This window comes from Cellulomonas flavigena DSM 20109 (assembly GCF_000092865.1).
Classification (GTDB): Bacteria; Actinomycetota; Actinomycetes; order Actinomycetales; family Cellulomonadaceae; genus Cellulomonas; species Cellulomonas flavigena.
Window position 1 is genome coordinate 394,422 of sequence record NC_014151.1, and the last position, 19,597, is coordinate 414,018.

The window sequence follows — 19,597 nt, forward strand, 5'->3', positions numbered from 1 at the left end:
ACCCGGCCGTCACCGACGCCACGCCCACCGCGCCCACCGCCGCCCTACGGCCAGATACGGTCCAGGTCCAGGTAGGGGCCGAAGTACGGCTCCAGACCCCAGCTCTGCTCCAGCGTCCGGCCGGGTCGCAGGTGGAAGACGTCGGCCTCCGCGAGGGTGTCCTGGTTGTTGGCGAAGCCGGGCTCGTAGAGGTACTCGGGTGGGATGCCGTCGCAGACGGCGCCGACCTTGACGTCACCGGCCGGCAGGCCCGTGATGAGGTACTCGTCGCCCTGGTCGTCCGTCCGCCCGGACCTCAGCGCCTTGCCGGTGACCGCGTCGTACACCGTGACGGTCGAGGGGCCGTAGATGGGGTCCATGGTGCTCAGCACCGTGCCCCGGACCGCAGCCCGCGCGTTCGCGACCCGGACGGGGTCGGTGTCCTGCAGCCCGCGGTGCCGGGTGTCGCGCACGGTCAGCCGGTGACGGCCCGTGCCGACGAGGGTGACGCCCTCGAACCGGTGCGTCCCGCGGTCCGCCCTCGTGAACGTGTAGTCGGCCGGCAGGGACCGCACGAGCGCGTCGTCGGTGGCGAACCGGACCGTCCCGACGTACGGGCGCCCGGCCTGGCGGACCGTCACCGTGACGTCGAACGGCACCCCGGCGACGACGTGCGCCGGCGCCGACAGCCGCAACGTGGGTGCCGGCGCCCGGCCTCCGGCCGTCGCGGGTGGCGCCGCACCCAGCACGAGCCCGACCAGCACCAGCACCGCGACCGACCACCAGCCCGCCGTGCGTCGCGCCCTCGTGCGCCCTCGTCGCGGTGCCGACATGGCTGCCGCCCCCTCTCCCGGGGGCCGCCCGAGGCAGTGCGCCTCGTGACGGACGTGCCCCCGCGAACCGGCGTAGACCCCTGCGTGTGCTGTGGCAAGGACACCGACACCCGTGGAACGTTTCGGCGGTCGCGCCTCTCGGCGTTCTCGCCGTCCACCCGGGACGAACGACCCGGCGGCGACGGGCTGGTGCGGAACGCGTTCTTCCCGCGCTGCGACCCCGCTGCTAGCGTCCGTCACGTGCCAGGGCGGCTGCCGTGGCGCCGACGTCGGAAGCCGGGGGGCACCGCATGTTCCAGCACGTCCGCAGATCCGTCCTGCCTGTCGTCATCGCCTGCGTGGCGGTCGTGCCGCTCGGGCTCGCCGCCCACGCGGACCCTGGGCGCCCCGGCCGTGGCGGGCTCGACGACGCGGGCCGGGTCGCGCAGGAGCAGCGCGCCACCCGCGGCCAGAACGCGTTCAACGACCTGGTCGCCCGCACCGTCGCGGCACACCCCACCGAGGTCGTCGACTTCTCCTGGGACGGGGCCCGCGGCAGGGTCGTGGTGGCCGACGGCGCCGACGCGCTCGCGCGGGAGCTCACCGCCGCGGGGACGGTCGTCGGGACCGCCGCGCCGGGCGCCGTGCCGTACGGCAGCCGGTCGGCCGTCGAGCTCGCCGCCATCGAGCAGCTCCAGGCGGCGGGCGTGGAGTCCGTCGCGGCACGCTACGACGCGCCGACGCACTCGGTGCAGGTCACCGCGTGGACGGACGCGCCGGCGGCCACCGCCGAGCGCGTCGACGAGGCGCTCGGCGGACCGACGACCTTCGCGGCGTCGTCGCAGCCCGCGGTCGTCGTCACGTACGAGCCCGCGCGGGACGTCCCGCAGGAGAGCTCGACGCAGGGCGGTGAGGTCTACGGCGGGTGCACCGGGGGGTTCATGGCCACCCGCGGCTCCGCGTACGGGATCACCACGTCGGCGCACTGCACGTCGAAGCCCACGCGGTACGACGGTGACACCACGGGCAGCACCTACGTCGCGTCCGACAGGCGGGACGTGCGGTTCACCGCGCTGAGCGGCGACACCGCGCAGAACAAGTTCCGGATCGACTCGACGACGCTGCGCACGATCAACGCCACCGGCATCGTCAGCACCGGGTCGCTGCTGTTCAAGTACGGCAAGACCACGGGGTACGGGTCGTCGACGGTCGAGTCGTACAAGGGGTGCGTGACGTTCACGTCCGGCAACGTCTGGTGCAACCTCTACTACACGAAGGACAGCGTGACGGCCGGTGGGGACTCCGGCGGTCCCTGGTTCGTCGCCAACACGGGCTACGGCTTCACCACGGGGCAGAACTCGGGGGGTTCCTACGTGACCCCGATCGCCTACGTCGCGTCGATCTCCGGCACCGTGAAGGTCAAGACGAGCTGATGACCACCACCCGTGCCGCGTGGGTCCCGGCGGCTGTCGTCGCGGCCCTCGCCGTGGGGGCGAGCGCGTGCGCGGGGCAGGTCGACGGGACGCCGGGCACCACCACCGCCGACGTCCCGTCGGCGACCGCGCCGGAGCAGCCGGACGCGGCGTACACCGACCTCGAGCTCGCGGTGCTCGACGCCCTGGCGGACGACCCGCACCAGAAGGCCGCCCGGTACGAGGCGGACGAGGACCGGGTCGTCGTGACCGTCTGGACGCAGGGCGGGACGCTCGACGCCGACGCGCTCCGTGATCTCGAGCAGAGGGCCGAGCAGGTCACGGACGGCGTCGACGTCGTCGTCGAGACCACCGACGAGGACGCGCCCACGGAGGGCTGACGCGCGCCGGCCCTCGGGCTCCGCCCGGCGCCCTCACGTCTCGCCCGCGTCGTCGGTGACCACCACGCCTGCGGCTGGTCCGGCACCCCCGGCGGCGAGCAGCGGCAGGGTGCGGGCCGTGCGGGAGTGCGGTTCGACGGTGTAGAGCACGAGGTGCTGGTCGGGCTCCTGCGGCGCGACGAGGAGCTCGACGTCGAAGCTGAGGTCACCGGCGACCGGGTGCCGGATCCGACGCGGCGCGGAGGAGTACTCGCTCACGCGGTGGTCGTCCCACCACCGGGCGACGTCCGCGTCGGCCCGGCACAGCTCGTCGATCTGCTGCCGGAGGCGGTGGTCCTGCGGTCGCCGCGCGACCTCGCGCCGCAGCCCGGCGACGGCGGCGCGGGCACAGGCCTCCCAGTCGATGATCCGGTCGCGCGCGTCCGGGTCCAGCAGCAGGTAGCGCGTGTAGCACGTGCCGGGCTCCATCGGGTGCCCGTAGACGGCGCTGAACAGGGCGTTGCGGGCCAGCACGGTGCCGCGTCGGCCGATGACGACGACGGGCAGGTGGTCGAGCATGCTGGTGACGCGCAGCAGCCCCGGGTCCGGCCGCTGCGGGCGCTCGGTGGTGGCGCGGGCACGGGGGGACGCGGGAGCGGCGAGGTCGTCGAGGTGGGCGCGCTCGACGTCGTCCAGGCGCAGCGCCCGGGCCAGCGCGTCGAGGACCTCGCGGGAGATGTTGGCCTGGCGGCCCTGCTCCAGGCGGTTGTAGTAGTCGACGCTCAGCCCCGCGAGCTGCGCCAGCTCCTGACGGCGCAGCCCGGGCACGCGGCGCTCCCCGGGCGACGGGGTGATCCCGGCCTGCCGGGGTGTGAGCCTGTCGCGACGCGATCGCAGGAACTCGGCCAGCGCAGCTCGGTCTCGCCCCATGGGTCCGACCGTAAGGGTCGAACGTCCCTCGCCGGGTGGTTTCGCCCTACCCGCCCCGACCAGGCGGCCGACGTCGAGAGCCGCGCGACGGAGCTGCGGCTGCTGCACGGTGCCGGCGGCTGATGGCTGCTCCGTCCGTACGATCGGCGGATGGCACTCCCGACGGACCCGTCCGCGTCGTTCGTCACCGCGTACGCCTCCACGATGGCGGACCTCGCCGCCGCCACGACCGGGCGGACGCGCCGGGCTCCCGGGGGGACGGTCCTGGCGGTCTCGGGCGCGCCGGTCGCGGCGCTCAACGCCGTGATCAGCCCGACCCGGCCCGCGGACGTCGACGAGGTCGTCGCGCTGGCGTCGCAGGAGGCACCGCGGGACCTGCCCTGGAGCATCCAGGTCAGGGGCGTCCCGGACCCCGTGCTCGTCGCGGCCGCCGCCCGCCTCGGGCTGACCCGGGCCGAGCGGCAGCCGCTCATGGTGCGCCGTGCCGACGCAGGGTCGCCCGACGCACCGGCGGTCGACGGGCTGCGGGTGCGTGCCGTCGCCGCCGACGAGCTGGCGCTGTACGCGCGGACCGTCGCCGAGGGCTTCGGCGCCCCGCACGGGGTGCTCGCGGTGCTCGCCGAGCCGGCCCTGGCGGCGGTCGACGGCATGGCCTTCTTCCTCGCCGAGCGCGACGGCGTGCCCGTCGGCACGGGCATGACGGCGACGTCCGGCGGCGTCACCGGCCTCTACAACGTCACGACCCTGCCGGCTGTCAGGCGGCGCGGCCACGGCCGGGCGATCACGCTCGAGCTGGTCCGTGCCGCCGACGCGGCGGGTGCCGGTACGTGCTACCTCTACGCCTCCGAGCTCGGCGAGCCGGTGTACCGGTTGCTCGGCTTCCGCACGGTCGAGGACCTCACGGTGCTGACCGCGGCGTAGCGCGGTCCACGGGGTCACGCGATGACGGCGGTGGCCTCGACCTCGACGAGGACGTCCGGCTCGAAGAGCGCGGCCACGCCGACGAGCGTCGCGGGCGGCAGGGGGACCGGGAGCCCGAGCTCGTCGGCGACCTCCTGCACCCCGCTCATGAGGTCCTCGATCTTCTCCGGGCTCCAGCCCGGCACGTAGAACGTGAGGCGCACGACGTCGCCGAACCCGGCGCCGACGCCCGCGAGAGCGGCTCCGACGTTCCGCAGGCTGTGCGCGACCTGCCCGGCGAGGTCGCCGGGGGCCAGGGTCGTCCCGTCGGCCGCGCGGGCGACCTGCCCCGCGACGTGGACCTGCCGGGTGCCGGTGGCGATGGCGACGTGGTGGTAGGGGACGGGCTGCAGCAGGCCCTCGGGGGACGACAGCTGGACGGTCATGGCAGCTCCTCGGTCGAGTTGGTGGTATCCCATGGGTACCTGGTGGTGGACGGGCACTTCAACGAGACTGGGTGTCGTGACGGATACCGACGGGGACGGGCGCGACCGGCTGACGATCACCGCGACGCACCGCGAGCTGCTCGACCAGGTGCTCGACAAGTGGTCCCTCGACGTGCTGAACGAGCTGTGCGAGCGCCCGCTGCGCTTCAGCGGGCTGCGGCGGGCCATCCCCGCCGTCACGCAGAAGTCGCTCACCGCGACCCTGCGCCGCCTGGAGCGCAACGGCATCGTCGAGCGCGTCGTGCTGGGCACCCGGCCGGTCGCCGTCGAGTACCGGATCACACCCCTCGGCAAGACGCTGCGCCCGCCGGTCGACGCCGTCCTGCACTGGGCGGCGGTCCACATGCCGAGCATCGACGCGGCGCGCGACCGGTACGACCGTGAGGTCGACGGGCAGCGGCCCGTCGGGGAGGATCGTGCGTCCTATGACCCTTCCTGACCGGTCGGAGGCCCCGTGACTGCCACCGTCGCCCTCCTCGTGGTGGGCCTGGTCCTGCTGGTCGGCGGCGGTGAGCTCCTCGTGCGCGGCGGCAGCGGGATCGGCCGCGCCCTGGGTCTGTCCCCGCTCGTCATCGGCCTGACCGTCGTCGCCTTCGCCACGTCCGCGCCCGAGCTCGCGGTGTCGGTCGACGCGGCCCTGTCCGGCGCGCCGGGGGTGGCCGTCGGGAACGTCGTCGGCAGCAACATCTCCAACGTCCTGCTGGTGCTCGGGCTCGCCGCGCTGGTGCTCCCGGTCGCCGTCCGCAGCCAGCTCGTGCGCGTCGACGTGCCCGTGATGATCGGGTTCTCCGTGGTGGCGCTGCTCGTGGCGTGGGACGGGACCGTCAGCCTCCCGGAGGGCGGAGGTCTGCTCGCGGCGTTGGTCGGCTACGTCGTGATGTCCGTGCGGCTGGCCCGGCGGACGGGGACGCCGGACCCGACGCCGGACCCCACCGACGGCGACAGCCCCGCACGACCTCCCCGGCCCCTGCGCGACGCCGGCCTCGTGCTCGCCGGGGTCGCGCTGCTCGTCCTCGGTGCCCGCCTCCTCGTCGGCTCGGCCACCACCATCGCGCAGGCGGTCGGCCTCAGCGACCTCGTGATCGGCCTCACCGTCGTCGCCATCGGGACCTCGTTGCCCGAGGTCGCCACGTCCGTCATCGCGGCGCTGCGCGGCGAGCGCGAGATAGCGCTCGGCAACGTCCTGGGCAGCAACATCTTCAACATCGGTGCGGTCCTGGGCCTGACGGCGCTCGTCGCCCCCGGCGGTGTGCCGGTGGCCGACGCCGCGGTGCGCTTCGACCTGCCGGTCATGGTCGTCGCCGCCCTGGTGGTGCTGCCGGTCGTGTTCACGGGCGCCGAGATCAGCCGGTGGGAGGCCGTGGCGTTCCTCGCCTACTTCGTCGCGTACATCGCCTACCTCCTGCTCGCCGCCGCGGAGCACGACGCCCTGCCCGTGCTGAGCACCGCGCTGCTGTGGTTCGTGCTGCCGATGACGGCGTTGCTGCTCGTGCTCCTCACCGTGCAGGAGGTCCGCGTCAGGCGGCGGGACGCAGGGCCGGCGGGAGGATGACGGCGGCGTCCACCCGACTCCGCCGGCTGCGCGCCCGCCGGTCGACGCCCCGCTCGCCCTCCGCCTCAGCGTGAGCCTGCGACCAGCACGAACGGCCCGAGTCGCGTCTGCACCGGCGTCACGCCCCCGACGTCGAGGCCGGCGGCGCGCACGAGCGCCGGGATCGTGTCGACCCCGGGGGTGCCCTGCCGCCGGGCGGCGCGCCGCCCGCGGTGCGCGGCGAGGCCGTGCCCGTGGCTCCGACCGGCGACGTCGAGGACGTGGAGCCGCCCGCCGGGCCGCAGCACCCGCCGCGCCTCGCGGAGCGCGGCGACCTTCACCTCCTCGGGCAGGTGGTGGAGCATGAGGGACGACAGCACGACGTCCACGCTCGCGTCCGGGTAGGGCAACGCGTCGGCGTACCCGAGGTCGAGGCGGACGTCGGTGCCGCGCCGGCGCGCCTTGCGGGCCGCGCGTGCGAGGGCCGCCGCGTCCGGGTCGAGTCCGGTGGTGACCACGCCCGGCGCGACGCCGTGGGCGAGCAGGAGCAGGTTGCCGGTGCCGCAGCCGATCTCCAGCACCCGCTCGCCCGGACGCAGGGCGGCCTGGTCGAGCAGCCGGCGGTGGAGCCGCTCGGCCCCGACCAGCCGGGAGAACGGGTCGTACAGCGGCAGGAGCCACGCCCTGCCCATCGGTGGCAGGTGCTCGCGTCGCGCGGGTCGCTCGCCCGCGGTGGTCGTGCTCGGTGTCGTCATGGGGTCGCTCCTCCGGCCGGTCGGCGCCCGGTGCGGGCGCCCACCACCAGCGTGGACCGCGCCCGCCCGGTCGACCATGACGCCGGAGCGCCAGCAGGAGGACGATCTTCGGGTGACCACCGACCCGCGGCCCCCCGCACCTGCGACCCCCACCACGCGGCTGCTCCGCCACCGCCCGGACGGCGTCCCGGTCTACGCCTGGGTGGGGCACCCGGGTGGCCCACCGGTCGGCACGATGTGGTTCGGCGGCCCGCAGCCCGGTGGCCCCGCGCCGGCCGTGGACCACCGGCACGCGCACGACTTCCTCGTCGTCGCGTACGTCGAGCGCGGCACCGGCCTGCTGCGGCTGGGCGACGCGGAGCACGACGTCGGGGCGGGCGACGTGCTGGTCGTCCCGCCCGGGCAGGTCATGGGGGCCGCCGGTGACGGTTTGACCAGGGGGTTCGTGCGAGCCGTGTTCTTCCCTCCGGACGCGGTCGAGGGGCGCAGCCCGGGAGCGTTGCGCTCGTGGCGTCGCCATCCGCTGCTGCTGCCGTTCGTCGGGCCGGGCGCGCGGTCGGTCCGGCGGCTGCACGTGCCGCAGGCCGACCGGCCGCGCTGGGCACGCCGCCTGACGGACCTCGAGACGGAGGTGGCGCAGGGGCGTCGGGTGGGGTCGGCGGAGGCGGCGCTCGCGCACCTGACCCTGCTCCTCGTCGACGTCGCGCGCCTCGCCGACGACCCCGCGGCACGTGAGGCCTGGGACGATCCTCTGGTCGCGGCCGTGTTCGACGTGCTGGCGCGCCGGTCCGCCGAGCAGCTGTCGCTCCGCGACGTCGCGGCCGAGGTGGGCAGGACGCCCGGGCACGTCACGACCGTGGTCCGGCAGCGGACCGGCCGGACCGTCCAGCAGTGGCTCGTGGAGCACCGCATGGCCGCGGCCCGCCGGTTGCTCGAGGGCAGCGACCTGCTCGTCGGAGCCGTCGGGGCGCGGGTCGGGTACCCGGACCCGGCGTACTTCGCGCGGGTGTTCCGGCGGTCGCACGGGATGTCGCCGGCCGCGTGGCGGCACGCGAGCCGCGGCGGCGCACGGCCGGCAGGCGGATGACCGACGGGCCGACGGGCGGTCGCGCACGGACGGACCGCGGCCGTGCGCGCCGCAGTGCGCCGACGTCGTCGGACTGCGCCGGCGGCGCGCACCACGTAGAAAGGTCCGGGTGAGCACCCCCCTCGAGGACTACGCCCTGCTGTCCGACCTGCGCACCGGCCCGCTCGTGTCCCGCGACGGGAGCGTCGACTGGCTGTGCCTGCCCCGCTTCGACTCCGCGGCCGTGTTCTGCGCGATCCTCGGCGGGCCCGACGACGGACGGTGGAAGGTGTCCGCGGTCGACGGCGAGGTGGTCGAGCGCCGGTACCTGCCGCAGACGTTCGTGCTCGAGACGACGTGGCGCACGCCGACCGGCGCGGTGCGCGTCACCGACTTCCTGCCGCCGGGCACCGGCCGCGACGACCTGGTCCGCCGGGTCGAGTGCCTCGAGGGCACGGTCGAGGTCGAGCACGACCTGCGGCTGCGCTTCGACTACGCGCGCGCCACGCCGTGGGTGCGCGTCGTGGAGCACCACGGCTCGCCGGCGCTGCTGTCGCTCGCCGGCCCGGACGGGCTGCTCGTCACCGGGCCCCTGCTGACCTGGGCCGGGACGCACGGTGACGGCAAGGCCGAGGCGGGCCACGGCGCCGCCGAGCAGCCGGGCGCCTTCGGCTCCGCGCAGGACGGCCAGGGCGGCGAGGGCGGCGAGGGTGCAGGTGCGCGTGCCCCCCGCCTGACCGGCACGTTCCGCCTCGAGCAGGGCGACGTCCTCGACTGGGACCTGGCGTGGTTCCCGTCATGGGCCGACCTGCCCGACCCGGTCGACGCCGACCACGCCCTGGCGGAGACGATGGAGTACTGGGCGGACTGGTCCTCCAGGCTCACGGTGCACGCGGACCACACCCCTGTCGTGCTGCGCTCGTTGCTCGTGCTGCGCGCTCTGACGCACGAGGAGACGGGCGGCATCGTCGCGGCCCCCACGGCGTCCCTGCCGGAGGGCCTGGGCGGGGAGCGCAACTGGGACTACCGCTACGTGTGGCTGCGCGACGCGGCGCTCACCATCGAGGTCGCGATCGCGCACGGCCTGACGGGCGGGGCGCGGCTGTGGCGTGACTGGCTGCTGCGCGCGGTCGCGGGCGACGCCCACGACATCAAGATCATGTACGGCGTGGGCGGGGAGCGGGAGCTCGACGAGAAGGAGCTCGGGCACCTCGCGGGGTACGAGGAGTCGCGGCCCGTGCGGATCGGCAACGGCGCGGCCGACCAGTACCAGGCCGACGTGGTCGGCGAGGTGATGATCGCCCTGGCGATGCTGCGCGACGCCGGTGTCGCCGACGACGAGTACTCGTGGGGGCTGCAGAAGAGCCTGCTGGAGTTCTGCGAGGCCAACTACGACCGCGAGGACCACGGCATCTGGGAGATGCGCGGGGACCTGCACCACTTCACGCACGGCCGCGCGATGATGTGGGCCGCGTTCGACCGGGGTGTCCGCGCGGTCGAGGACCACGGGCTGGACGGGCCGGTCGACCGGTGGCGCGAGCTGCGTGACCGGCTGCGCGAGGAGGTCCTCGAGCGCGGCTTCGACACCGGGGTCGACAGCTTCACCCAGACCTACGACAACACCGAGGTCGACGCGTCCCTGCTCCAGCTGCCGCACACGGGCCTGGTCGCCTACGACGATCCCCGCATGCTGGGCACCGTGGCACGCATCGAGTCCGAGCTGCGTGACGAGCACGGCCTGCTGCACCGGTACCGCACCGACACCGGCATGGACGGCCTCGAGGGTGAGGAGCACCCGTTCCTCATCTGCTGCTTCTGGCTCGTCGAGCAGTACGCCATGAGTGGCCGGCTGGACGACGCCCAGGCGCTGATGGACCAGCTCGTCGGCTACGCGAACGACGTCGGTCTGCTCAGCGAGGAGTACGATCCGCAGGCGGGGCGTCTCATCGGCAACTTCCCGCAGGCGTTCAGCCATCTCGGGCTCATCCGGGCGGCGGACGCGCTCGCCGCGGCCCGCGGACGGGCCGGCTCGCCGGGCTGACGGGTCGGGGGAGGGCGGCGTTCACCTCTCCGGGCGAGGTGAAACGCTTCGACGTCCTCCGCTGTCTTGCTCCCGGGCGGGTGCAGGGGTCAGTGTGACGCTCATCCACGAGCAAACGGAAAGCGCTTGCTCACGGTTGGTTGTGAACGATCACACCTGGCGGCCGACGTCGTCCGTCCGGCTGCGAGGAGCGCGCGAGCGACCCCCGCAGCACGACCGCACACCCGACCGGACGGGGCGCTCCCGCGCGCCGTCACGCACCGAGAGAGAGGCGACGACGACATGATCACGACCTCACCCCGGCACCGCCGGGCCCGCCGGGTGGTGTCCCTGCTCACCACCGCGGGGCTGGTGGCCACGGCCGCCGTCGCCCTGGCCGCTCCCGCTCACGCGGGGACGACGCTCGGGCAGTCCGCGGCGGAGCGCGGACGCTACTTCGGCGTCGCGATCGCCGCGGGGCGCATGAACGACGGCACCTACATGGGCATCGTCGACCGCGAGTTCGACTCGATCGTGGCCGAGAACGAGATGAAGATGGACGCCACCGAGCCGAACCGCAACCAGTTCAACTTCAGCAACGGCGACCGGATCGTCAACTACGCGCTCGGCAAGGGCAAGAAGGTGCGCGGCCACACCCTGGCGTGGCACGCCCAGCAGCCCGGCTGGATGCAGAACATGTCCGGCCAGTCGCTGCGCGACGCGCTGCTCAACCACGTCTCCCGCGTCGCGTCCTACTACCGCGGGAAGATCCACTCGTGGGACGTCGTGAACGAGGCGTTCGCCGACGACGGCCGCGGGTCGCGCCGTGACTCCAACCTGCAGCGCACCGGCAACGACTGGATCGAGGCCGCGTTCCGCGCCGCCCGCAGCGCCGACCCGGGCGCCAAGCTCTGCTACAACGACTACAACACCGACGGCGTCAACGCGAAGTCCACGGGCGTCTACAACATGGTCCGCGACTTCAAGGCCCGCGGCGTCCCGATCGACTGCGTCGGCTTCCAGTCCCACCTGGGCACGACCGTGCCGAGCGACTACCAGGCGAACCTGCAGCGGTTCGCCGACCTGGGCGTCGACGTGCAGATCACCGAGCTCGACATCCAGCAGGGCTCCAACCAGGCCAACGCCTACCGGCAGGTCGTCCAGGCGTGCCTGGCCGTCTCCCGCTGCACGGGCATCACCGTGTGGGGCGTGCGCGACACCGACTCCTGGCGCACCGGCGCCAACCCGCTGCTGTTCGACGGCTCGGGCAACAAGAAGGCCGCCTACGCCGCGGTGCTCGAGGCCCTCAACGCCGGCGGCGGCAACGGTGGCGGCAACAACGGTGGGGGCAGCAGCAGCGTCGACACCAACGCCTGGTACGTCCTGGTCAACCGCAACAGCGGCAAGGCCCTCGACGTGTACAACCTGTCGACCGCGGACGGCGCCGACATCGTGCAGTGGTCGCGCAACAACGGCAACCAGCAGCAGTGGCAGTTCGTCAGCTCGGGCAACGGGTCCTACCGGCTGAAGTCCCGGCTGTCGTCGAAGGTGCTGGACGTCTACGCCAAGTCGACGGCCAACGGCGCCGAGGTCGTCCAGTGGCCCGACAACAACGGCGCCAACCAGCAGTGGAACGTGTCGATCAGCAACGGCTACGCGACGCTGCTCAACCGGAACTCGGGCAAGGCGCTGGAGGTGCAGGGCGCGTCGACGGCGGACGGCGGGAACGTCGTGCAGTACTCCGCGTGGAACGGTGCCAACCAGCAGTGGCAGCTCGTGAAGGTCGGGTGACGACCGCCGCGAGCGGCTGACGCACCGCCCCCGCACCACTCGGTGCGGGGGCGGTGTCGTGTGCACCCGGCCCCCTCGTGGACGCCGCGGCGCGGCCGGTCGGACGAGCGGGTCGCAACCGCCGTCCGGGCGACACCCCTCAGGACCACGGCCACCACCGCCGATGGACAAGTGTCCAGGGGTGGGTCCGGGCGGGGGTGGTGGACGTGGAACAGGGTGCAGGCCCGGGCGGCGTGCCGCCCACGGCGGCGAACCCTCCCGCCGCGACGACCACGACCCTGGAGCGGGCCCCGATCCCGACGCAGCGGTCGGCCCAGGTCGAGGAGCTCGGGCTCGACCCCGGCACCGTCCGGGTCGCCGGGCGGTCGTCCGGGTGGCTGCAGCGCGCGGTCGGCGTGGTGGTGCTGCTGATCGCCGCGGGTGGTGCGGCGCTGCTCTGGTACGCGGTGACCTCCAGCGACGCGGGTGGCCGGCCACCGGAGCGGGGCACGCTGCTCGGGATCTGGGACGTGTTCTACGACACCCAGCTGCCCTCGCCGCGGGTCATGCTGGCCGCGGTGGCCGTGGCCGTCCTGCTCGCGGCGGGCGTCGCGCTGCTGGAGCAGCGGATCGCGAACCGGTCGCGGCGCTCGTCGGACGTGCTGACCGACCCGCTCGCACCGAAGATCGTCATGGCCCGCACCCGGGGGGTCTACGCCGGCCCGGTGACCGTGACGGTGCTGATCCCGGCCCACAACGAGCAGGCGTCCCTGCCGGCCACCCTGGCGTCGCTGCTCGCGCAGTCGCACCGGCCGGAGCGGGTGATCGTCGTCGCGGACAACTGCACCGACGCGACCGTCGACGTCGCGCGCGCGGCAGGCGTCGAGGTCGTCGAGACGGTCGGCAACACCCGCAAGAAGGCCGGTGCGCTCAACCAGGTGCTGGCCGGCCTGCTGCCCGGGCAGGGCGACAACGACGTCGTCATGGTCATGGACGCCGACACCACCCTCGACGCCGGGTTCCTCGCGGTGGCGGTCGCGCGGATGACCTCCGACCGGGCGCTCATGGCCGTGGGTGGGCTGTTCTACGGCGAGGAGGGCGCCGGGCTGCTGGGGCAGCTGCAGCGCAACGAGTACCTGCGTTACGGGCGTGAGATGCGTCGGTGCCGGGGACGGGTCCTCGTGCTGACCGGGACGGCGTCGCTGTTCCGGCCGGCGGCGCTGCGCGAGGTCGCCCGGCTGCGCGGCACCGCCCTGCCGGGGACCCGCGGCGACGTGTACGACACGACGGCGCTCACGGAGGACAACGAGCTCACCCTGGCGTTGAAGTCGCTCGGTGCGCTCATGGTGTCCCCCGAGCAGTGCACGGTCGTCACCGAGGTGATGCCGACGTGGCGGGCGCTGTGGGCGCAGCGGCTGCGCTGGCAGCGGGGTGCGCTGGAGAACCTCGGCGCCTACGGCACCACCCCCACGACCCTGCGGTACTGGGCGCAGCAGCTCGGCATCGGGTACGGCGTGATCGCGCTGTACTCCTACCTGCTGCTGATCGCGCTCATGCTGCTGAGCGCGGACGGGTGGGTGTGGTTCCCGTTCTGGATGGGGCTGGGCGTGGTGTTCCTCGCCGAGCGGGTCGTGACCGTCTGGTCAGGTGGGTGGCGGGCGCGGCTGCTGGCCGTGACCCTGCTGCCGGAGCTGTGCTTCGACGCGTTCCTCGACCTCGTCTACGTCAAGGGCGTCCTCGACATCTCCCTGGGCCGGACGGCGACGTGGAAGCACGTCGTCCACACCCCGACCGGGGCCCGTCTCGAGGTCGGTGACGCCGCGTGACCCCGGGCGTGCCGGCCGGGGCGGAGGCGCTGGACGCCGTGCTCGCCTCGCCGATGACGCAGTCCATGCCCCTGCGGGTGCTCACGGCGTTCGTCGCCATCAACACCGTCATCTACAGCGTGCTCGCCGTGGCCAAGCTGCTGCCCCGTGTCTACCCGTCCACCTGGTTCCGGGGGCGCAACCGCCGCGTCGAGGACCGCAGCATCGACCCGGCAGGCGCGGCGGCGCGTGAGCCCGACGGCCCCGGCCGTGCCGCGTCAGGCCCGCCCCTGCGGTGACGGCGCCCGCGGAGGCCCGCATGGTCCAGGCACGGCGGACCTCGACCCCGGCACCGGCGGATCGGCAGTCTCAGCGGTGGCGCAGGAGCACGGGCATGACGAGCCCGACGTCGCCCGGCCGGCCGGCCGGGGAGACGCTGAGTACGGCCCGCTCGTCCTCCAGCGCCAGGGCCACGTGCTCGGCCCGTGCCGCGCGCACGGCGTCGAGCAGGAACGTCCGGGAGAAGCCGAGAGCGTCGTCCGGGCCCGGCGCGCCGAGCGCGACGCGGTCACCGTCGAGCCGCACCACGACGATCTCGTCCGCGCCGTCCACGGCCTCGACCAGGTCGACCGTCGCGACGGTCACGTGTCGGGACCCGCCCGAGCGCAGCAGCTGCTGGTAGTCCGGGTACGCCGCATCGAGCGGCTCGCCGTGGCGGCCCAGGACCTCCAGGGTGCGCGAGCCGAGCACCACCGGCCCGTCCGCGGGCAGCTCGGCCGACGCGAGGTCGTCGAGGAAGGCGAGCGGGGCGACGACGCGGACCTCCGCCCCGGAGGGCCGGCGCACGGGCACCGTCGCCACCGCAAGGCGCGACCGGTCGCAGCCGACGAGCCGCAGCGACGTCGCGTCGAGGTGCATCAGGACCCCGGCGAGCCCGGGCCACGCGGGGTCGTCGCCGACCGCGTGCCGCACGGCCGCGACGGCCGCGACGAGGTCCGCGCCGGTGACCGAGCAGCGCGCGGGTCGCGTCAGGAGGTCGTCGACCGCGTCGAGGTGCGCGCACGCGGCGGCGAGGTCGGCCTCGAGCCTGCCGCGGTGCCGTGCCAGCACGGTCCGGGCCTGCTCCGGCGCGGCGAGGACGGCGACCATCTCCGCCACCGGCAGCCCTGCCTGGCGCAGCCCGGCGACCACGCGAGCCGTGCGGACCTGGCCGGTGGTGTACCAGCGGTACCCGGTCGCGGGGTCGACGCGCGCCGGACGGAGGACGCCGGCGGCGTCGTAGTACCGCAGCGCGCTCACCGGCAGGCCGCCGGCGCGCGCGAGCGCCCCGATGCTGAGCAGGTCGTCGTCCACGGGGACACTGTGAGCCCTCGACCGGCACGAGGGTCAAGCCGTGGAGGACCGACGGGCCCACGTGGCACACGACGCCAGGCCCAGCGCGACGACCCCCAGGGCCCAGCCGGGCGACGCGCGCTCCGCGAGCGCACCGAGCACCGTGGTCGTGACCAGGGCCGGCACCAGCTGGCCGAGGCTCACCAGCGCCTGCACGCGGGCGAGGTGCGTCCGCGGCGCGGCCCCCAGCAGCACCGGCGCCAGCCGGGCCGCGAACATCCCGTTCCCGACACCGCTCGTCGCGCCCCCGACGACGGAGACGACGAGAGCCGAGCCGTCCGCCCCGGAGCCGGCCGTCAGCAGCGCCGCCCCCACGGCGCTGACCGCGAGCCCGGTCGCCGCCGACGCGACCGTGCCCGCGCCCGCCGGCGCCCGACGCCGCGCCGCGTGCAGCGCCGCACAGATCGCGCCGACCCCGACCGCACCGGCGACCAGGCCGGTCGGGCCGGGACCCCAGCCGGACGCCCGCCCCAGCAGCGGCACCAGGAGCGACGGGACGGGGAGGGCCAGCGCCGCACCGGCTCCCGCCAGCGGCAGCGCCCTGCGCAGCAGCGGGGTCGCCACGACGACCCGCCACCCCTCCGCGAGGCCGAGACGCGGCGCGCCGACCGTCGCGACCGTCGTGGGCCCGGGGAGCTCGCGCACGGCGACGAGGACCACCAGCGACACTCCGACCAGCACGGCGGCACCCCACGCGACCGCGGCGAGGCCCGTGGCTCCGACGAGCACGCCCCCGAGCGGCGCGGCCGCCATCAGCACGACCTGGCCGACCCCCTGGCGCAGCGCCAGCGCCCGCGGCAGCTGCTCGTCCGGGACCAGCCGACGGGGCATCGACCCCGAGGCGGGCAGGCACAGTGCCGTCACCGCACCCAGCACCAGCGAGGAGGTCAGCAGCGCCCACGTCGCCGGTCCCCAGCGCGCGAGCGTCAGGGCGAGCAGGGCCGTCGCGACGAGCAGCGCCGCCTCACCGGCGACGAGGAGCCGTCGGGCGCCGACGCGGTCGGCGACGGCGCCACCCACGACCAGCAGGACGAGGCGCGGCACGCCGTGGAGCGTCAGCACCAGGGCGGCCGTCGTGCCGCCCAGCCCGGACGCCGCCCAGCCGAGGGCGAACGCGAGCACGGCCTCCCCGAACCGGCCGACGGTGAACCCGCCGAGCCAGGCGAGGTAGGGGCGGGGGAGGGCACGGGCCGGTGCGTCGACGTTCACGGAGGCACGCTGGCGCCTCGACCTGCTCGAGGGTCAAGCCGGGAGCGGGACGTGCGGCAGCGGCGACGCGGCGAGGACCTGCTCGATGCGCTCGGACACCGTCGTCGTGCCGTTGCGGGCGTCGAACTTCTCGCCCTCCCGCCGTGCTGCGTCGACGCTGCGCCGGGCCAGGTCCTCGGCGCTCATCTGCTCGCCGTCGGACAGGGTGAGGACGATCCCGTCACCGGTGCGTGCCGTCGCACCGCTGAGGAGCCGGGCGACCGCGGCCTCGAGCTGGTACGTGATCACGTCGATCGCCGCGATCTGCGACTGCAGGAGCTCGACGCCGCGCGCCTCGTTGCCGGTGAGCGCGAGGAACAGGAGGTTCTGCGCGAGGACCATGTGGGAGAGGCTGCGGCCACGGACCCCGCTGAGGCAGCGCCGGTGGTGGTCCGCCGCCTCGGCGAGGCGTCCCGTGCGGACCAGCGGCAGGAGCGCCGCACCGAGCGCCCGCTGGGGCTGGGTGTCGCACGTGACGTCCCTGCACCGCACCCGCGCCGAGACCTCCAGACCGGCCTCGTCGTCGCCGAGGTCGTGGAGGAGCTCGGCCGTGGCGGACAGCTCGCACGCCAGGCAGTCGCTCGTCGCGTCCCGCGGCAGGGTGCGCCAGCGGCGGAACTGCTCCTGCGCGGCCGCGGCCCCGTGGACCCGCCACGTCAGGTTGACGCGCGACCAGGCCACCGCCTGGACCCCGTGCCCGGCGGCGCGCGCACGAGCCTCCATCGCCTCCAGGAGCTGCTCGGTGTGGCCGAGCGGGACCTCGGGGAAGCCGGTGAGCGTCGAGGCGGCCCACTTCGACTGCCACAGCACGCGGTCCGTCAGTGCCCGGGAGAAGTGGTGCGTGGCCGCGTCGTAGTCGCGCAGCACCTGGCTGAACGGCAGGAGCGACTTCCGTCGCTCGCCGCCCAGGTGACAGGCCTCGTGCAGGTCCAGTCGCGCCTGCGTGAGCAGCACGGCGTCGCCGACGTCCTCGGCGGCGCGCACCGCCTCCTCGACGAGCTGCGTGCGCGAGCGACCGAACGGCAGGGCCGAGGCGGTGCGCAGGATCTCGCGGACGTCGGCCCCGGTCACCACGGTGCCGACGACAAGGCGTCCTGAGGCGCCGTCACGGGTGCCCTCAACGGTTCTCGAAGCAGTACTGGTGGCGGAAGGGGCCCAGCGACCGGTGGACCTCGGCGCTGAGCTCGAGGTCCACCGGTCGTCGGTCGTCGTCGGACGGCACGATCACCCGGGCACGGGGCACGGGCGGCGTCCGGCGTCGGTCCGCAGGGTGCTGCATGGCAGGAACCTAGCGGCTGCGCGCTGCGACGGTGTGCCGCGCTCAGCCCACCTTCACCAGCTGCCACTGCTGGTTGGTGCCGTTCCAGTCGGTGTACTGGACGATGTTGCCGCCGTCGGCGGTGGAGGCGCCCTGCACCTCGACGGCCTTGCCGCTGTTCCGCGCGATGAGCTGGACGTACCCGTCGATCGTCTGGAGGCTGAACTGCTGGTTGGTGCCGCCGTGGTTGGTCCACTGGTGGATCGCCGCGCCGTCGGTGGTGGACCGTCCGGACACGTCGAGGAGCTTGCCCGAGAGCCGCGACTTCACCTGGTAGTAGCCGTTGCCGACGCTGACGAACTGCCACTGCTGCTGGGTGCCGCCGTTGCGGGACCACTGGGTGATGCGGGCGCCGTCGGCGGTGGACAGGTTGTACACGTCGATGGCCTTGCCGCTGTTGCGGTTGACGAGCGTGTACCAGGCCGAGGTGTCCACCTGGCCCGTGCCCGGGTCGGGGGTCGGGGTGGGCGTCGGCGTGGGGGTGGTGCCGCCCGACGGGTTGCCGATGCTGCCCGGCACGCTGCGCAGCGCGTTGTACCAGACGGCCGCCATCTTGTCGTAGCCCGCCGCGTTGGGGTGCACGCCGTCGGGCATGTCGGAGAGGGGGACGGCCCCGTTCATGTTGACCAGGTGCACCTTCTTGCCGGCGTTGGCCCTGCTCGACACGATGCCGGGGATGGCGGAGTTGTAGGCCTGCACCTGCGACTGCGCGTACGAGACCGGGATGAGGGTCGCGACGAAGACGTCGGTCTGCGGGGACGTGCTGGTGATCTTGTCGATGACCCCCGCGAGCCGGTTCGGGGCGTTGCCCAGGTCGCGGTTCTGGCTGATGTCGTTGGTGCCGATGTGCAGCAGCACGGTGCGCGGCTGGTAGGTGCGGACCCAGTTGACGATGTTCGCGTCGATCTGGTCGATCCGCCAGCCCGAGTGCCCCTCGTGGTCGTGGTCCCACAGGCTCGACGGCCCGTTGAAGCCCGACCCCACGAAGTCCGTCGTGTAGCCGCCCTGCGCGAGGCGCTGCCACAGCCCGACGCGGTAGCCGCCGCCCCCGGACATGCCGATGCCCTCCGTGATCGAGTCGCCGAGGGGCATCACGCGGGTGCCCCCGTTGCTCTCGGCGGCGGCGGGCGCGGACGGCGCCACGACACCTCCGGCCAGTGCGACGCCGAGCGTGACGGCGAGCAGCAGCCCTCGGGCCAATCGATGCATGTCCTCTGCCTCCTGACGAGGGCGGCACGGCCTCGACCGGCCGCCGATGTGAACGTTCACTCGACGTGATCGGGGACACTGTGGCACGGCAGTCGTCGGATCGCGACGAGCGCAAACGATTAGGCGAGCGCTCGTCCCCCGCGCGGGCTCGTGCCGCTACCGCGCCACGAGCCGGAGCCCGTGCGCGACGTGGTCGAGGGAGCCGGGCGCGAGGGAGTAGTAGGCCCACCGTCCGCGCTGCTCGCGGGTGAGCAGGCCGGCGTCGACGAGGACCTTGAGGTGGTGGCTCACCGTCGGCTGCGCGAGGCCGACCGGCCCGGTGAGGTCGCACACGCACGCCTCGCCGTCCTGGTGCGCCGCCACCAGCGAGAGCAGCTGCACACGCGCGGGGTCGCCGAGCGCCTTGAACGTGCGAGCGAGCTCGCGAGCCGTCTCCGGGTCGGCGGCGGCGCGCGTCAGCGGCGCGCAGCACGCGTCGGTCGCCGGCGGCGTGGCGGGCGGGAGCGGGTCGGCGGTCACGGGGGCCATCTTGCCATGCATCGATGGATGTAGATACATTCCGGC

The 19,597-nt window shown here is 74.5% G+C and carries 20 protein-coding genes; 10 read left to right on the forward strand and 10 right to left on the reverse strand.

Annotation, left to right across the window (positions count from 1 at the left end):
* Positions 1 to 44: 44 nt before the first annotated feature.
* Positions 45 to 812: a hypothetical protein gene (locus CFLA_RS01845; RefSeq protein WP_013115616.1), complete on the reverse strand. Its 768-nt coding sequence runs from the start codon at positions 810 to 812 to the stop codon at positions 45 to 47.
* A gap of 290 nt (positions 813 to 1,102) precedes the next feature.
* Here CFLA_RS01845 and CFLA_RS01850 point away from each other — a divergent pair, with 290 nt between their 5' ends.
* Together CFLA_RS01850 and CFLA_RS01855 are read left to right on the forward strand one after the other, a co-directional pair.
* Positions 1,103 to 2,224 carry a chymotrypsin family serine protease gene (locus CFLA_RS01850; protein ID WP_013115617.1) on the forward strand — a complete coding sequence of 374 codons (1,122 nt, stop codon included), beginning with the start codon at positions 1,103 to 1,105 and terminating at the stop codon, positions 2,222 to 2,224.
* Positions 2,224 to 2,604, forward strand: a complete 381-nt coding sequence (locus tag CFLA_RS01855; protein ID WP_013115618.1) for a hypothetical protein — start codon at positions 2,224 to 2,226, stop codon at positions 2,602 to 2,604. The genes CFLA_RS01850 and CFLA_RS01855 overlap by 1 nt, the downstream gene beginning before the upstream one ends.
* Before the next feature lie 33 nt (positions 2,605 to 2,637).
* Here CFLA_RS01855 and CFLA_RS01860 read toward each other — a convergent pair whose 3' ends face one another.
* Complete coding sequence (locus tag CFLA_RS01860) at positions 2,638 to 3,513, reverse strand: helix-turn-helix transcriptional regulator (RefSeq protein ID WP_013115619.1); 876 nt, start codon at positions 3,511 to 3,513, stop codon at positions 2,638 to 2,640.
* 150 nt (positions 3,514 to 3,663) lie between these two features.
* Here CFLA_RS01860 and CFLA_RS01865 point away from each other — a divergent pair, with 150 nt between their 5' ends.
* Positions 3,664 to 4,434 carry a GNAT family N-acetyltransferase gene (locus CFLA_RS01865; protein WP_013115620.1) on the forward strand — a complete coding sequence of 257 codons (771 nt, stop codon included), beginning with the start codon at positions 3,664 to 3,666 and terminating at the stop codon, positions 4,432 to 4,434.
* 14 nt (positions 4,435 to 4,448) lie between these two features.
* Here CFLA_RS01865 and CFLA_RS01870 read toward each other — a convergent pair whose 3' ends face one another.
* Complete coding sequence (locus CFLA_RS01870) at positions 4,449 to 4,859, reverse strand: RidA family protein (protein ID WP_013115621.1); 411 nt, start codon at positions 4,857 to 4,859, stop codon at positions 4,449 to 4,451.
* 76 nt (positions 4,860 to 4,935) lie between these two features.
* Here CFLA_RS01870 and CFLA_RS01875 point away from each other — a divergent pair, with 76 nt between their 5' ends.
* Both CFLA_RS01875 and CFLA_RS01880 read left to right on the forward strand, forming a co-directional pair.
* A complete protein-coding gene (locus tag CFLA_RS01875; RefSeq protein WP_052302657.1) occupies positions 4,936 to 5,358 on the forward strand; it encodes a winged helix-turn-helix transcriptional regulator in 423 nt (140 codons plus the stop codon).
* 15 nt (positions 5,359 to 5,373) lie between these two features.
* Positions 5,374 to 6,471 (forward strand): calcium/sodium antiporter, encoded by a 1,098-nt coding sequence (locus tag CFLA_RS01880; protein ID WP_013115623.1) that lies wholly within the window; start codon positions 5,374 to 5,376, stop codon positions 6,469 to 6,471.
* Positions 6,472 to 6,536: 65 nt separating this feature from the next.
* Here CFLA_RS01880 and CFLA_RS01885 read toward each other — a convergent pair whose 3' ends face one another.
* Positions 6,537 to 7,205, reverse strand: coding sequence for a class I SAM-dependent methyltransferase (locus tag CFLA_RS01885; RefSeq protein ID WP_013115624.1), 669 nt, complete (start codon positions 7,203 to 7,205; stop codon positions 6,537 to 6,539).
* Between the two features lie 112 nt (positions 7,206 to 7,317).
* Here CFLA_RS01885 and CFLA_RS01890 point away from each other — a divergent pair, with 112 nt between their 5' ends.
* The 5 genes from CFLA_RS01890 (at position 7,318) to CFLA_RS01910 (ending at position 14,165) form a co-directional block, all read left to right on the forward strand.
* Entirely contained in the window at positions 7,318 to 8,292 is a 975-nt protein-coding gene (locus CFLA_RS01890) for an AraC family transcriptional regulator (RefSeq protein ID WP_043598687.1), read from the forward strand.
* A gap of 109 nt (positions 8,293 to 8,401) precedes the next feature.
* A complete protein-coding gene (locus tag CFLA_RS01895) occupies positions 8,402 to 10,312 on the forward strand; it encodes a glycoside hydrolase family 15 protein (RefSeq protein WP_013115626.1) in 1,911 nt (636 codons plus the stop codon).
* 282 nt (positions 10,313 to 10,594) lie between these two features.
* Complete coding sequence (locus CFLA_RS01900) at positions 10,595 to 12,082, forward strand: glycoside hydrolase family 10 protein (protein ID WP_013115627.1); 1,488 nt, start codon at positions 10,595 to 10,597, stop codon at positions 12,080 to 12,082.
* A gap of 206 nt (positions 12,083 to 12,288) precedes the next feature.
* Entirely contained in the window at positions 12,289 to 13,887 is a 1,599-nt protein-coding gene (locus CFLA_RS01905; RefSeq protein WP_245530283.1) for a glycosyltransferase family 2 protein, read from the forward strand.
* Positions 13,884 to 14,165 (forward strand): hypothetical protein, encoded by a 282-nt coding sequence (locus CFLA_RS01910; RefSeq protein ID WP_013115629.1) that lies wholly within the window; start codon positions 13,884 to 13,886, stop codon positions 14,163 to 14,165. The genes CFLA_RS01905 and CFLA_RS01910 overlap by 4 nt, the downstream gene beginning before the upstream one ends.
* 70 nt (positions 14,166 to 14,235) lie before the next feature.
* On the opposite strand, the gene CFLA_RS01915 is transcribed toward CFLA_RS01910, so the two are convergent.
* The 6 genes from CFLA_RS01915 to CFLA_RS01935 all read right to left on the reverse strand — a co-directional run bounded on the left by CFLA_RS01915 (position 14,236) and on the right by CFLA_RS01935 (position 19,573).
* Positions 14,236 to 15,219, reverse strand: a complete 984-nt coding sequence (locus tag CFLA_RS01915; RefSeq protein ID WP_013115630.1) for a MerR family transcriptional regulator — start codon at positions 15,217 to 15,219, stop codon at positions 14,236 to 14,238.
* 33 nt (positions 15,220 to 15,252) lie between these two features.
* A complete protein-coding gene (locus tag CFLA_RS01920) occupies positions 15,253 to 16,467 on the reverse strand; it encodes an MFS transporter (protein WP_013115631.1) in 1,215 nt (404 codons plus the stop codon).
* A gap of 33 nt (positions 16,468 to 16,500) precedes the next feature.
* On the reverse strand, positions 16,501 to 17,580 hold the full coding sequence (locus CFLA_RS01925; RefSeq protein ID WP_013115632.1) for a hypothetical protein: 1,080 nt from the start codon (positions 17,578 to 17,580) through the stop codon (positions 16,501 to 16,503).
* A 43-nt stretch (positions 17,581 to 17,623) separates the two neighbouring features.
* Entirely contained in the window at positions 17,624 to 17,785 is a 162-nt protein-coding gene (locus CFLA_RS20275; RefSeq protein WP_013115633.1) for a hypothetical protein, read from the reverse strand.
* Between the two features lie 42 nt (positions 17,786 to 17,827).
* Positions 17,828 to 19,033: an RICIN domain-containing protein gene (locus tag CFLA_RS21065; RefSeq protein ID WP_013115634.1), complete on the reverse strand. Its 1,206-nt coding sequence runs from the start codon at positions 19,031 to 19,033 to the stop codon at positions 17,828 to 17,830.
* A gap of 156 nt (positions 19,034 to 19,189) precedes the next feature.
* Positions 19,190 to 19,573 carry an ArsR/SmtB family transcription factor gene (locus tag CFLA_RS01935; RefSeq protein WP_013115635.1) on the reverse strand — a complete coding sequence of 128 codons (384 nt, stop codon included), beginning with the start codon at positions 19,571 to 19,573 and terminating at the stop codon, positions 19,190 to 19,192.
* Between the last annotated feature and the right edge of the window lie 24 nt (positions 19,574 to 19,597).

Excerpts from the sequence above, each read along its gene's own strand:
- CFLA_RS01845 (WP_013115616.1), bottom strand. The coding sequence starts at position 812 with ATGTCGGCACCGCGACGAGGGCGCACGAGGGCGCGACGCACGGCGGGC.
- CFLA_RS01850 (WP_013115617.1), top strand. The coding sequence starts at position 1,103 with ATGTTCCAGCACGTCCGCAGATCCGTCCTGCCTGTCGTCATCGCCTGC.
- CFLA_RS01855 (WP_013115618.1), top strand. The coding sequence starts at position 2,224 with ATGACCACCACCCGTGCCGCGTGGGTCCCGGCGGCTGTCGTCGCGGCC.
- CFLA_RS01860 (WP_013115619.1), bottom strand. The coding sequence starts at position 3,513 with ATGGGGCGAGACCGAGCTGCGCTGGCCGAGTTCCTGCGATCGCGTCGC.
- CFLA_RS01865 (WP_013115620.1), top strand. The coding sequence starts at position 3,664 with ATGGCACTCCCGACGGACCCGTCCGCGTCGTTCGTCACCGCGTACGCC.
- CFLA_RS01870 (WP_013115621.1), bottom strand. The coding sequence starts at position 4,859 with ATGACCGTCCAGCTGTCGTCCCCCGAGGGCCTGCTGCAGCCCGTCCCC.
- CFLA_RS01885 (WP_013115624.1), bottom strand. The coding sequence starts at position 7,205 with ATGACGACACCGAGCACGACCACCGCGGGCGAGCGACCCGCGCGACGC.
- CFLA_RS01900 (WP_013115627.1), top strand. The coding sequence starts at position 10,595 with ATGATCACGACCTCACCCCGGCACCGCCGGGCCCGCCGGGTGGTGTCC.
- CFLA_RS20275 (WP_013115633.1), bottom strand. The coding sequence starts at position 17,785 with ATGCAGCACCCTGCGGACCGACGCCGGACGCCGCCCGTGCCCCGTGCC.
- CFLA_RS21065 (WP_013115634.1), bottom strand. The coding sequence starts at position 19,033 with ATGCATCGATTGGCCCGAGGGCTGCTGCTCGCCGTCACGCTCGGCGTC.
- CFLA_RS01935 (WP_013115635.1), bottom strand. The coding sequence starts at position 19,573 with ATGCATGGCAAGATGGCCCCCGTGACCGCCGACCCGCTCCCGCCCGCC.